The sequence below is a fragment of the Gemmatimonas aurantiaca genome (assembly GCF_037190085.1).
In the GTDB taxonomy this organism is placed as follows: Bacteria; Gemmatimonadota; Gemmatimonadetes; order Gemmatimonadales; family Gemmatimonadaceae; genus Gemmatimonas; species Gemmatimonas aurantiaca_A.
Genome location: NZ_JBBCJO010000004.1, coordinates 58,097 through 70,154, shown reverse-complemented (window position 1 = coordinate 70,154; position 12,058 = coordinate 58,097). Strand labels below are relative to the sequence as shown.

General features: G+C 66.8%; 13 protein-coding genes. 5 read left to right on the top strand and 8 right to left on the bottom strand.

The window, feature by feature from the left end; translation table 11 throughout:
* Positions 1-72: 72 nt before the first annotated feature.
* From hisIE to hisG, 8 genes are read right to left on the bottom strand one after another with little or no spacing between them, the layout of a single operon-like run.
* Positions 73-735: a bifunctional phosphoribosyl-AMP cyclohydrolase/phosphoribosyl-ATP diphosphatase HisIE gene (hisIE, locus tag WG208_RS04520; RefSeq protein WP_337170141.1), complete on the bottom strand. Its 663-nt coding sequence runs from the start codon at positions 733-735 to the stop codon at positions 73-75.
* Positions 732-1,535 carry a histidinol-phosphatase gene (gene hisN, locus WG208_RS04515; protein WP_337170140.1) on the bottom strand — a complete coding sequence of 268 codons (804 nt, stop codon included), beginning with the start codon at positions 1,533-1,535 and terminating at the stop codon, positions 732-734. Before hisN ends, hisIE begins: the two co-directional genes overlap by 4 nt.
* Positions 1,532-2,314 carry an imidazole glycerol phosphate synthase subunit HisF gene (hisF, locus tag WG208_RS04510; RefSeq protein ID WP_337170139.1) on the bottom strand — a complete coding sequence of 261 codons (783 nt, stop codon included), beginning with the start codon at positions 2,312-2,314 and terminating at the stop codon, positions 1,532-1,534. Before hisF ends, hisN begins: the two co-directional genes overlap by 4 nt.
* A gap of 3 nt (positions 2,315-2,317) precedes the next feature.
* Positions 2,318-2,857 carry an imidazoleglycerol-phosphate dehydratase gene (locus tag WG208_RS04505; RefSeq protein WP_337170138.1) on the bottom strand — a complete coding sequence of 180 codons (540 nt, stop codon included), beginning with the start codon at positions 2,855-2,857 and terminating at the stop codon, positions 2,318-2,320.
* Positions 2,854-3,567: a 1-(5-phosphoribosyl)-5-[(5-phosphoribosylamino)methylideneamino] imidazole-4-carboxamide isomerase gene (locus WG208_RS04500; RefSeq protein ID WP_337170137.1), complete on the bottom strand. Its 714-nt coding sequence runs from the start codon at positions 3,565-3,567 to the stop codon at positions 2,854-2,856. Before WG208_RS04500 ends, WG208_RS04505 begins: the two co-directional genes overlap by 4 nt.
* Positions 3,564-4,184 carry an imidazole glycerol phosphate synthase subunit HisH gene (hisH, locus tag WG208_RS04495; RefSeq protein ID WP_345786963.1) on the bottom strand — a complete coding sequence of 207 codons (621 nt, stop codon included), beginning with the start codon at positions 4,182-4,184 and terminating at the stop codon, positions 3,564-3,566. The genes WG208_RS04500 and hisH overlap by 4 nt, the downstream gene beginning before the upstream one ends.
* Before the next feature lie 47 nt (positions 4,185-4,231).
* Positions 4,232-6,817: a histidinol dehydrogenase gene (gene hisD / locus WG208_RS04490; protein WP_337170135.1), complete on the bottom strand. Its 2,586-nt coding sequence runs from the start codon at positions 6,815-6,817 to the stop codon at positions 4,232-4,234.
* Complete coding sequence (gene hisG, locus WG208_RS04485) at positions 6,814-7,692, bottom strand: ATP phosphoribosyltransferase (RefSeq protein WP_337170134.1); 879 nt, start codon at positions 7,690-7,692, stop codon at positions 6,814-6,816. Before hisG ends, hisD begins: the two co-directional genes overlap by 4 nt.
* 385 nt (positions 7,693-8,077) lie before the next feature.
* Here hisG and WG208_RS04480 point away from each other — a divergent pair, with 385 nt between their 5' ends.
* The 5 genes from WG208_RS04480 to WG208_RS04460 all read left to right on the top strand — a co-directional run bounded on the left by WG208_RS04480 (position 8,078) and on the right by WG208_RS04460 (position 12,051).
* Positions 8,078-8,572, top strand: a complete 495-nt coding sequence (locus WG208_RS04480) for a plastocyanin/azurin family copper-binding protein (protein WP_337170133.1) — start codon at positions 8,078-8,080, stop codon at positions 8,570-8,572.
* Between the two features lie 90 nt (positions 8,573-8,662).
* Positions 8,663-10,357, top strand: a complete 1,695-nt coding sequence (locus tag WG208_RS04475) for a hypothetical protein (RefSeq protein WP_337170132.1) — start codon at positions 8,663-8,665, stop codon at positions 10,355-10,357.
* Positions 10,358-10,436: 79 nt separating this feature from the next.
* Entirely contained in the window at positions 10,437-10,871 is a 435-nt protein-coding gene (locus WG208_RS04470; RefSeq protein ID WP_337170131.1) for a hypothetical protein, read from the top strand.
* A 35-nt stretch (positions 10,872-10,906) separates the two neighbouring features.
* Positions 10,907-11,416, top strand: a complete 510-nt coding sequence (locus WG208_RS04465) for a GAF domain-containing protein (protein WP_337170130.1) — start codon at positions 10,907-10,909, stop codon at positions 11,414-11,416.
* Between the two features lie 38 nt (positions 11,417-11,454).
* Positions 11,455-12,051 carry an HD domain-containing protein gene (locus WG208_RS04460; RefSeq protein WP_337170129.1) on the top strand — a complete coding sequence of 199 codons (597 nt, stop codon included), beginning with the start codon at positions 11,455-11,457 and terminating at the stop codon, positions 12,049-12,051.
* Positions 12,052-12,058: the final 7 nt, after the last annotated feature.

Sequence of the window (12,058 nt, the reverse complement as noted above, 5' to 3'; positions counted from 1 at the left end):
TCGCCCTTCTGTGCGTCGGGTCAGTGTCGATATGGCTTCAATCGCGGGATCGGCGCGTGTGGAACAGCGCTCTCAGCGTTGTGATGTCCCGAGCCCGGCCCGCTCCGCCAGCACGGCTCGCACCCCTTCGAGCGTACCCCCGGCGGCCCGCAGCGCCACGAGAGCGTGATACAGCAGATCCGCCGTTTCTTCGGTTGCCCGATCGACATTCTGCTCGACGCATGCGGTGGCCAATTCCACGGCTTCTTCGCCGAGTTTCTTGAGCCGGAGATTGCGGTCGGCGAGCAATCGCTGCGTGTAGCTGGATTTCGCGCCGCTGTCCGCTGCGGGAGCCGACGTGATCATCGCCTGCTGACGCGCCACGATGGTGGCATCCAGCGCACCGATCACATCGGCGGAAAGTGCGGTATCGCGGAAGCACGAGACCGTGCCTTCATGACAGGCAGGGCCGGCCGGCATCACGCGGGCGAGCACGGCGTCGCCATCGCAGTCCGGTGTGAGCGACACAACCCGCTGCACGTTGCCGCTCGTGGCCCCTTTGTGCCAGAGACCGCGGCTGCGGGAGCGGTAGTGCATTTCTCCTGTTCGCAACGTGCAGTCGAGCGCTTCGCGATCGGCATGGGCCACCATGAGCACCGCGCCACTCAGGGCATCCTGCGCGACCACCGTCACGAGCCCATTGCCTTTGACGAAGTCCAGCGCATCGAGATCGAGTGTCGGCAATGCCGCATTCATGAGGCACGCTCCGTGTCCGTGATGAGCAATCCCCGCGTGATATCGGCGAGTGCTTGATTGGTGGCGATGACATCTCCGCCGAATGCCGTGTTCCGGCCCCGCCAGTCGGTGAACACCCCACCTGCCTCGGTGACGATCGGATACACCGCCGCTGAATCCCAGGGGTTCATGATGTCGTCCACCATGACCTCGGCCCGACCGGTGGCGACGAGCATATAACCGTAACAGTCGCCCCATGTGCGGCTGACGGCCGCGGCCGCGGCCAGTGATCGCCAGGTGGTCCGTCGATGTGCGCGATCGGGGAATCGTTCGTCGGTGATGAGAACGGTGGCACGATCGAGCCGGTCCACGGTCGAGACCTGCGCACGTGTCCCATTCCACCAGCACCCCTCACCGGGCGCCGCGGCGATGAGTTCCTGCACGGCCGGATAACACGCTGCGCCGGCGAGCACCGTATCGCCTTCACAACACGCCACCAGTGTGCCCCACAGCGGCACACCGCGCACGAAGGCCTTGGTCCCGTCGATGGGATCGAGAATCCAGCGGCGCTTCGCATCCTCACGTTCGTTCGGAAACTCCTCGCCGAAGAGTCCATCGTCGGGAAACCGCGCGGAAAGCCAGGCCCGCGCGGCGCGCTCCGCTTCGCGGTCGGCAATGGTCACCGGCGATCCATCACCTTTGGTTTCCACGTCCACGCGGTCGCGATACCAGCGCATGGCGGTGTTCGCCGCCAGTTGCGCCACTTCGGCGGCCGCCTGCATCAGTGATGCCGGTGCAACGATCCGGTTGCTCTGGTTCATGCCGCCTCCGTTCGTGCGATACTTTCACGTACCGCAATGCCCGCATCACGCATGGCGGCCTTCAATGCGCCCACCGTGGTGAGTCCGTCGTGCAGGATGCCGGCCACCAGCACCGCATCGGCATTCGCTTTCGTCACCGCATCCACGAGATGTTCCGGTGCACCCGCGCCGCCGGAGGCGATCACCGGCACGTTCACCGCTCTGGTCACGGCGCGTGTGAGTTCGAGATCGTATCCCGTGCGCGCGCCATCCCGATCGATGCTGGTGAGCAGGATCTCGCCGGCGCCGCGTTCCACGCACTCCTCCGCCCAGGCCACCGCCTCGAGCTTGGTTTCTTCCCGTCCACCTTTCACCCACACCTTGTACACGCCGTCCCCATCACGTTTGGCGTCGATGCTGGCCACCACGCACTGCGCACCAAACCGTTCTGCGGCAAGCGTGAGAATCTCCGGATGCTGCACGGCGATGGAGTTGAGTGACACCTTGTCGGCACCGGCACGGAGGGCCCGCGCCACATCGTCGACCGTGCGGATACCGCCGCCAATGGTGAGCGGAATGAACAGGCGTTCCGCCGTGCGTCGCGCCACGTCCAGCAGCGTGGCCCGTTCCTCGGCGCTGGCCGAGATATCGAGAAACGTGATCTCGTCGGCCCCTTCCAGTTCGTATCGCTCGGAGAGCGCCACCGGATCGCCGACGTCGCGCAATCCCACGAAGTTCACGCCCTTCACCACACGACCGCCCCGCACATCGAGACACACGATGACCCGTCTGGTGAGCATCGATCAGTCCGTGATCCCGAGTGTCACCGACCCCTTGGTGCTGAACACCGCACCGGTCTCCACGAGCGCTTCCCGCAGGGCGAGGCCCAGCCCCTTCATGGCCGCTTCCACGATGTGGTGACGATCGGTGCCGCGCAGGACCCGCACGTGCACCGTGGCTTTTGCATTGTCAGCGAACGATCGCAGGAAATGATCGTACAGCTTCGACGGCAGCGGACCGCGATAGTACGGACGTCCCCCGATATCGAGCACGACCTGCACCAGCGCATCGTCCATGGGGACGGTGCGTTCACCGTAACGCGCACACCCGGCAGGCGCGAACGCGGCCACCGCCTGCCCCAGCGTGATGGCCACATCCTCGATGAGATGATGACGCAGATCGCCCGTGGCCTGCACGTCGAGATCCACACCCGCGTACCGCGCAAACGCCACCAGCATGTGATCGAGAAACGGCTCCCCCGTGGACACGGTGGCACGGCCGGTTCCCCTGGTGATGCTCAACCGGATCTTCGTTTCGTTCGATTCCCGCACCACGACGGTCATACGCCGAATTCCTCTGCCAGTCGGCGTGCATCGAGCACGCCCGTGTACAACGCCATGCCCAGCACGGCGCCACCCAGGCCGCGATGCTCGAGTGCCCGCATGTCGTCGAGACTCGTCACGCCGCCCGATGCAAAGACCGGCCACACGCTCGCTTCGACCACGTCCTCCATGAGCGGCAGATCCGTGCCCTGCATGCGGCCTTCGAGATGCACCGCCGTGACCAGCACACCGGCCAGCGGCAACGTGCGCAGCGACTCCACAAAATCGATGACATCCAGCCGCGATGTCTCCGCCCAGCCGTGGGTCACGACCCGCCGTTCCCGTACATCGGCCGCCACGATGAGGCGACCGGGAAAACGCCCGGCCATCTCTTCACGCCAGTCTTCGTCTTCCACCGCGCGTGTGCCCACCACCACCCATTCGGCTCCGTCGTCGATCAACTGTTCGATGCGTGATTCGTCACGCACCCCGCCGCCCACCTGCACGGGCACGGCGCTCTCGCGCAGCAGATCGCGGATGACGTCGTGATTGTGGCCCCGGCCCGTGGCGGCGTCGAGATCGACGATGTGCAGGCGATTGAAACCGGTGCGGATCCAGTCGCGCGCCACCGACAGCGGATCGTCGAGACGCACCTGTTCCTGCCCGTAGTCACCGCCCACCAACTGCACACACTGTCCACCACGCAGATCCACCGCAGGGATCGCGATCATGCCATGCTCCGGAGTGAAGAGGCCAACGACAGAAAGGCGCGAATGAAGGCGAGACCCCGCGCGCTGGATTTTTCGGGATGGAACTGTGTGCCGACGACATGGTCGCGTCGCACGACTGCGGGGAACCGATCGGCTTCGTGCGTGCTCCATGCGGTCACGTAGCGCTGCCCATCGACAGTGGGGCGTCCCACGAAACTGTTCGCATAGTAGGCCACGTCGAGATGCGCCGCGTTCACCAACGGATCGGTGCTGTCCTCGAGACGGTTCCAGCCGATCTGCGGAACGCGCACCGCGGCGAGGCGTTGCACCTGACCGGGGATGATACCCAGTCCGCGTCCGGGACCTTCGTCACTGCCATCGAACAGCAGTTGCATGCCCAGACAGATGCCGAGCGTGGGCAGTCCATCGAACAGGGCCTCGCGCATCATCTCCCGACCGGGGGCGAGTCGTGCGGCTGCCGGCGCGAATGCTCCGACGCCCGGCAGCACGAGCGCGTCGGTGTCGTGCACGGCCGATTCCGGATCGGTTTCGACCTGCACCAGTGCCCCATGCGTTTCCAGCGCTTTGACGAGGGAATGGAGATTGCCGGCGCCGTAGTCGAAGACCGTGACACGCAGCGGAGAGGAGGACGACATGGAAGACGACATGAATGCAGACGCGGACATCAACCGTTCACCTCGCGGACCGCGTCGTCGAACGCGGCCAGGAACTGTTCGAGCAGCGGCCACGGGCCGACACTGATGCGGAGGGTATCACCGACATGCGGCAGCGCTTCGAACGGACGGGCTGCGACGCCGCGGGCGCGCAGCGCCTGACCAACCGCCACCGCATGGTCGACCGGTACACACACATAGTTGGCATGCGATGGCAAGGGGGAAAATCCCCGTGCCGACAGCGCCTGCGCCAACCGGTCCCGATTGGTCACGGCGAGTGCCACGTGTTCCTCCACCCAGGGCAGATCCTGACGCAATGCGGCGAGTGCCGCCTGTTCGGCCATGGCGTTCAGTTTGTACGGCCCGCGCGATTTCTCCACGTCGCGCACGAGCGCCGGCGCACCGATGGCGTATCCGACACGCAGACCGGCCAACCCGAATGCCTTGGACATGGTCCGGATGACGAGCAGGTTGTCCACGCGTTGGGCGAGATCCACGGCCGAGACGCCCGCAAATTCCGCGTACGCTTCGTCGAGAAACACCACGCCGGGCACTTCACGCACGGCCCGCTCGAGCAGTTCACGCGAGAGCAGCGCACCCGTGGGGTTGTTGGGCGAGCAGAGATAGAGAATGCGCGGGCGGACCGCCAGGAGCGCTTCGAGATCGGGTTGACCGTCGGCCCGTTCGGTGACGCCCACGTAGCGCAGCCCATTCATGCGCGCGAAGATCGGAATCATCGCGAACGACGGTTCGCTGCCCGCCACCACCGATCCCGGTTCACCTCCCGGTTCACCGAAGGCGCGCATGGCGCTGTCGAGAATGTCGTCCGAGCCACATCCGGTCACGAGACGATCGGGCGTGGTGCCCACGTACGAAGCCAGCGCGGTCTTGAGTTCGGCGGCGTACAGCGACGGATACCGCGTCACCTGGGTGACCGGCATGTCCCGCCACGTCCGTTCGGCGGCCGGCGGCATGCCCCAGAGGTTGGTGTTGTCCGTGAGATCGAGCGCCACCGGTGCACGTTTGGGGTCGTACAGCGGCACGTCGTCATACACGGGGCGGGCGAAACGCCGGTGTGTGTCACCCGATCGGGCGGTGCCATCGACTCCGGGCCCCGATGCAGATCCCGATGCAGACCCTGATGCGTGCCCTGATTCCGACTGCGAGGCATTGACCCAGGCGCGCGCCGCCGCCGCATGCGCCGGCAGGCCTTCCGCATCGGCAAAGCAGGCCACATCGGGCGCCAGCATCGCGGCCGCGGCGGGGGTGACCTCCTGCCACGTGGTCCATCGCACGAAGTCGAGTGTGGACAGCCCCGAATAGCTGCGCGCGGCTCCCGCCGTGGGCAGCACATGATTGGCGCCGGTCATGTAGTCGCCGAATGCCACCGAGCTCGATGCGCCGACAAACACCGTCCCCACATTGCGCAACGCGGCCAGCGTACGATCCCGCACGGCGTCTCCCACCAGGAGCAGCAGATGCTCCGCCGCCCAGCGATTGGCGAACGTGATGCCCTGCTCGAGAGATGACACCTGCACCACACCGCCGCGTGCCGCGAGCGCCGCGCGGATCACGTCGGCTCGTGGAGCACTCGCGAGCTGCGTGGACAACGCCGCTTCCACACGCATCGCCAGCGATGACACGCGCTCTTCCGATACGATCACGGCCAGCACGGCCGCATCGGGATCGTGTTCGGCCTGCGCCAGCATCTCACGGGCGATGGTATCCGCATTGGCATCCGCATCGGCCTCCGTGTTTGCGCTGTCGTCGGCGAGTACGAGCAACTCGCTCGGCCCGGCCGGCGCGTCGATGGCCACTGATGACACGAGCTGCAGCTTGGCTTCCGCCACGTATGCATTCCCCGGTCCCATGATGCGATCGACGGATGGCACCGAGGCCGTTCCCAGAGCCATGGCGGCGATGGCTCCCGCCCCACCAAGCGCAAACACCCGGTCCACATTGGCCAGCGCGGCGGCGGCCAGTACGACGTCAGGGGGACGACCATCAGGGCCCGGTGGAGAGCAGACGATGATCTCGCCCACACCGGCCACCCGCGCCGGAATGGCACCCATGAGCAGCGAACTCGGATACGCGGCGCGGCCACCCGGCGCATAGAGGCCCACACGGCCCAGCGGATCGGGACGACGCACCACGGTGATGCCCGGCTCCGGGGTGCTGCGTGTGGTGACGGGCAGGAAATCACGGTGTACCGCCGCGATGTTGCGCGCCGCACGTTCGAGCGCGCGACGCAACATCGGATCGAGACGTGTCAGCGCATCGTCCCATTCGGCGCGCGGCACGTCGAGCGTGTGCAGTGACACGCGGTCGTAGTCGCGCGCCATCTCACGGAGCGCGTCATCGCCGCGCCGACGCACGTCCTCGATGATGGCCCGCGTGCGGTCGCGCACCGTCGCATCGACGGTGGATGCCCGGTCCTCGAGTGCACGGCGGGTCGTTGCATCGAGCGCCTCCCAGCGTCCCCGTGCCCGCAGCAGCGACGCACCGCGATCGGATACGCCGCGATCGGATACACCGCGATCGGACGGGCCGGGATCGGTGGATGGGGCCGATGAGGCCGATGTGATCGGGTCCGTCATGGCACCAGCCGCTCGATGCGGGTCACGAGAATGCCTTCGCCACCCAGCGCACGCAGTTGCGAGATCGTGCGGTAGATCGTGTCGGCGCTCACGACCGCATGCACGGCGACATACCGGCCATGATCGGCGATATCGATCACGGTGGGGCCATTGAGTCCCGGCAAGACGCCGCGCACGGCATCGAGTGCTTCGCGCGGAACATTGGCCATGAGATATCGCTGGCCGCGTGCGCGGATCACCGAAGCCAGCGCGGTGACGAGATCGTCGAGATCCCGGCGTCGCGCCGCATCACCCTGCCGGGGGCCGCCCTCGGCGGTGATGAGATGCGCGCTCGAGCGCAGCACCGTGTCGATTTCGCGCAGCCCATTCACGCGCAGTGTCGACCCGGTGGACGTGAGATCGACGACGACATCGGCGATGCCGAGGTGCGGCGCGATCTCCGCGGCTCCGGACACCGGCACGATATCGGCGGGAACACCGGCGTTCTCGAAAAAGCGCCGCGTGATGTTGGGAAACACGGTGGCGACGCGCATCGGTGGCGCCTGCCGGGCCAGATCGGCCAGCGTCCGGACTCCCGATTCCTCCCGCGCCGCGACCACCAGCCGGCATCGCCCGAACCCCAGGTCCAGATGGGACGTCAGCGGTCTCCCCGATTCGTTGACCAGGTCCCAGCCGGTCACGCCCACGTCGGCCGCGCCATCGGCCACGAATTCGGGAATGTCCTGGGCGCGGACGAAGATGGCTTCGAACTCCCCGCCCAGGGATGCGGTCAGGGCTCGCTCTCCCGACGAGCGGACCTCGAGGCCGGCGTCGTTGAAGAGTTCGCGGGTGTCTTCGCTGAGACGGCCCTTGTTCGGTAAGGCGATGCGCAGCATGGCTTTGGAATGTTCCTGTTATTGGAACATCAGGTGATGGTCAACAAAAAAGGCCCGTCCTGAGGAGGACGGGCCCGGGGAGCCGGCGGGTGTCTGGAAGCCTTGTCAGCCGGCCATCACGACACGCGCCCACCGCCCCCGACCCGTCGGGCCGTGGCCATGATGCGCGTGATGGTGCTGCTGGCGAAGCGTTGGCATAGATCCGGAGCAGGCTAGTGGGCCGATGTGGACACGTCAAGATGGTGATGGGGTGGGGGCTTGGCGCGCGATGGGCTCGTGAATAACTTCACAAGGCTCACAGGGCCCTGTGAGCACAGGAACACGTCCTGTTAGAACGGTCCTGTAGAACGGAATTATCTCGATCAGGCTCTGGAGGCCTCTCGACATGCGGTTTCTCGGCTTTGCGGTGGTGACCGGCGCGGCGATCATGCTTGGCGCGTGCGGTGGTGGCGATAAGGCGACGGCGGATTCGGCGGCCAGCGCGGCGGCGGCGGCTCCGGCGGCGGAGGCCCCGGCGGCGCCTGCAGCGGCGGCTCCGATCACGGGCACGACGCACAATGTCAACATGGTCGGCGATGAGAAGGGTTACCGTTTCGAACCGGCGGAGATCACGATCAAGGCCGGCGACGGTATCACGTTCCACATGGTCAGCGGCGGCCCGCACAACGTGGCGTTCGACCCGGCCACGCTTCCGGCCGCGGCCAAGGCTGCGCTGCTCGCCAACATGCCCGAGCAGGCGGGTGAGCTCTCCGGCAAGATGCTGTTGAACGCGGGTGAGAGCTACACGATCTCGTTCGCTGGCGTTCCGGCCGGTACGTACGATTTCAACTGCACGCCGCACCTCGCGATGAACATGAAGGGCAAGGTCACGGTCCAGTAAACCGGATCGCGTTCTGCAGGACGGCGGGGGCTGGCGCAATGCGCCAGCCCCCGTGTTCGTTGAGGGGTATGCCCTTCCGTGTCCCGTTCCGTGTCTTCTGATCGCCTGACCCGCGCCCGCTGGCTGGCGGCCCGCACCCGCAATGCGGTGCGACACGGTCTGCTCATCGGCGCCGTGAGTTGTCTGGTGACGCTGGTGGCGATCCTGACGTTCGTGCTCGCGCCGCGGCAGGCCGATCGGGCGCTGGCGGCGGCGCTGAGCGGACTGCCCGTGCCGCGGGATACGCAGGCCCTGCTTTCGATGCAACGGGCCGCGGGCGCGCAGCGGGACGCGCTGCAGGCCCGTCTGGACAGCCTGCGGGCGGCGGTGTCCGTGGTGGCATCGGTGGCCTCTGCTGCGGCGCCGTCCTCCGCTGCCGCGCCGATGGCGGGGGATGTCACGACTCCCTCGCGCGCGGCCGATTCCACGCTCGATGCCTCCTCGATTCTCGCCCTCGAACGGGCTCTCGAACGGGCCCGTCAGGCGCCGCTGGTCGAGAGTTATCGGGTACTCGTCACCGAGACCGTGTTGCAGCGTGACGCCGCAGCCCGGGCCACCCTGGATTCGATCGAACAGGTCCATCGGGAACGGGAAGCCTACGCCGCGCTCGGCGGGCCGGACGCCCGCTACGCCGCACTGACCACCCGCCTCACGGGCCTGGGCGATCGGTTGCTGGCCATGGGCGCACGCCGGCTGCGTCTTCCGGGCACCGATGCCACGCCGACTCGCGCAGAGGGTGCGCCGTACGGCGCGCGCGGCAACCCGGATGTCCATGCCGACAGTGTGCTCGATGCGGCCCTGCGTGATGCCATCCTGACCGTGCGACGCACCGATTCCATACTCGGTGCCGCCCGTCTCTTCAACAAGGACGTCGCTGCCGCCCGTGCCGTGGTACGCGATCGGTTCGCCCTGACCATTCCTCCGGTGGCCGCGCTGCTCGCGTCACTCATCCTCGGGATGAGCGCGGGATTCGGTGCGGCGCTCTGGCGGGAAATGCGTCGGCCCACCGTCGGCGATGCACTGGAGCTCGAGTCGCTCACCGGCGCGCGGGTCATCGTGCATCGGGCCGGTGGCACTCCCCGTGGCGATACGGGTGGTGATACCGGTGGTGAGGCCTGGCCGCTGCTGCATCTCTCGCTCACGCATGTGGGAGACATGTCCCGGGAGGTGGAGATTCTCTGTGATCAGCCCCTGATTGCTGCGGCCGTGGGTGTGCACCTGGCGGCGGTGGCGGCCCGGGAATCCCGCGAGACGGCGTTGGTGGATCTCGCCGAACGTGGTGGTCCTCTGCGCGCGCTGTTGCCGGCGGCCTCGCTGCAACGTGCCGACGCGCCTGCCGAAGCCTCCGTGGCGTTGCACTGGGATACCCGACGGGCCATGGCCCTCGGACGTGATACGGCCGTGGATCTGGTGCGTGCGCGTTCCGCATCTCCGCTGTCCCTGCCTCCGACGCCTTCGACGTCGATGCATGCGGAACGCACCGCGTCGGACGAACTGGGCGCGATCCTCGCGTCGTACGATTTTGCCGTGCTCGTGGCCGATCGACGGCGTGGGACCGTGCACACCGGCGCCGAAACGCGGACGGCGGATGTGGTGCTGTGCGCCCGTCTCGGTGTGACGTCGCTGGCGTGGATCGGCCAGGCGCAGCGACACATGCGGGAGCAGGGTCGTCGAGTGCGTGCGGTGGTGCTCTGGACCGGCGCGCTGCCGGCCGCGCCATGGGGGATTCCGTCGACGGATGCATAAGCGCGTATCGACCGCATCGCTCAGTGTATCGGACGCGGCGCCGCTGGTCGGCCGAAGGTCCGTCGGCTAGTCTCAGAGCATGTGGGCAGATACGCTGTTGGTATTGGAACGCGAACACCTGCAGCGACTGCTGCTCTGGGGCGTTCTCTCGATCGCGACCGGCACGTCGCTGTTCGCCCGGCTTGCCTGGAAACGATCCGACGCGGCCATGATCCGGCACTTCGCCATCCAGACGGCGGTCTGGGGTGGTGTCGTGGTGCTGTCCGCGGCGCGAAGCTGGCAGCGTCTCGCGCCACGGGACTATGCCGGCATGCAGGAACTGGTGAACACCCTCTGGCTGAACACGGGTTTCGACGTGGGGTACGCCGCTGTCGGCATGACGCTGGCGCTGACCGCCTGGCGCTGGGGTCCCCGACTCGGTGCCATCGGTGCAGGCACCGCCGTGATCGTGCAGGGCATCGCATTCGCCATTCTCGATCTCCGGCTCATCACCGCCATCGGTCCGCTGCGCTGACGCGCGGGCTTTCTCCTCTCCGCATCTGAATTCCGATGGAACCCGTCATCCCCGACCTGCGGTCCGTCCCGCGTGACGAAGCCTATGCGCAGCTGCTGTCCATCCAGCAACTCGTGCTCGGGGACAGTCACGATATCATTGCCGGCATGGCAACCACGAGCGCACTGCTGCATCATGCGTTCGGCCACCTGTGGACCGGATTCTATCGGGTCGTGGAGCCGGACCATCTGCTGCGGGTGGGGCCGTACCAGGGATCGCTGGGATGTCAGGACATCGTATTCGGCCGCGGTGTGTGCGGAACGGCCGCGGCGGAAGCGCGCACGGTGATCGTGCCCGACGTGCATGCCTTTCCCGGACACATCACCTGTGACGCCCGTTCGCGCAGTGAAATCGTGGTGCCGGTCTTCGACGCGACGGGCGCGTTGCTGGCCGTGCTGGACATCGATTCGGCCGTTCCCCACGCCTTCGGTGAAGCCGATCAGCGAGGTCTCGAATCGCTGGTGGCCTGGTTCCGTCGCACGACGTATGTTCTCACCCCCGCCTGAACACGCGATATCCCGTCGCCTCTGCCAATGATCTGGTCATGACCGGGTACTCCGATCGCATCAACCACGCGTTTGCCTTCGCCGCCAAGCATCACGACCAACAGGTGCGCAAGGGAACACGTCTCCCCTATCTCACGCATCCGGCCAACGTGGCGGTGATTCTCACGCGTTACGGCTGTCCGGAAGAGACCATCGTGGCCGGTATCCTGCACGATGTCGTCGAGGACGGTGTGCGCGACGGTCTGACGCGCGAGATGCTCGAAGAGCGCATCGGACGGAAGTTCGGCAACAGTGTGCTCGATGCCGTCCTCGCCGTCACCACGCGGCGCACCGACGACGATGGCGTCGAGTTGTCGTGGGAGGAACGCAAGGACGACTACCTGCAGCGTCTCGGCCACGCGAGTGAAGACGCGCTCTGGGTGTGTGCCGCCGACAAGGTGCACAATGCCAACTCCATTCTGTCCGATCTCCGCCGGACGGCGTTCCCCGAAACGGTCTGGGGACGATTCTCGGCGGGACGCGAAGGCACGGTGCGCTGGTATCGCCGCGTGGCGAACCGGCTGCGTGAAATCGGTTTCGACGCGCCGATCGTGACCGAACTCGAAGAAGCCGCCCAGGGTCTCGAACACGCCTGATGGAGTG

Bases quoted from the DNA above. Each gene is read 5' to 3' on its own strand.
- hisIE (WP_337170141.1), bottom strand. From the start codon at position 735: ATGAATGCGGCATTGCCGACACTCGATCTCGATGCGCTGGACTTCGTC.
- hisN (WP_337170140.1), bottom strand. From the start codon at position 1,535: ATGAACCAGAGCAACCGGATCGTTGCACCGGCATCACTGATGCAGGCG.
- hisF (WP_337170139.1), bottom strand. From the start codon at position 2,314: ATGCTCACCAGACGGGTCATCGTGTGTCTCGATGTGCGGGGCGGTCGT.
- WG208_RS04505 (WP_337170138.1), bottom strand. From the start codon at position 2,857: ATGACCGTCGTGGTGCGGGAATCGAACGAAACGAAGATCCGGTTGAGC.
- WG208_RS04500 (WP_337170137.1), bottom strand. From the start codon at position 3,567: ATGATCGCGATCCCTGCGGTGGATCTGCGTGGTGGACAGTGTGTGCAG.
- hisD (WP_337170135.1), bottom strand. From the start codon at position 6,817: ATGACGGACCCGATCACATCGGCCTCATCGGCCCCATCCACCGATCCC.
- hisG (WP_337170134.1), bottom strand. From the start codon at position 7,692: ATGCTGCGCATCGCCTTACCGAACAAGGGCCGTCTCAGCGAAGACACC.
- WG208_RS04480 (WP_337170133.1), top strand. From the start codon at position 8,078: ATGCGGTTTCTCGGCTTTGCGGTGGTGACCGGCGCGGCGATCATGCTT.
- WG208_RS04470 (WP_337170131.1), top strand. From the start codon at position 10,437: ATGTGGGCAGATACGCTGTTGGTATTGGAACGCGAACACCTGCAGCGA.
- WG208_RS04465 (WP_337170130.1), top strand. From the start codon at position 10,907: ATGGAACCCGTCATCCCCGACCTGCGGTCCGTCCCGCGTGACGAAGCC.
- WG208_RS04460 (WP_337170129.1), top strand. From the start codon at position 11,455: ATGACCGGGTACTCCGATCGCATCAACCACGCGTTTGCCTTCGCCGCC.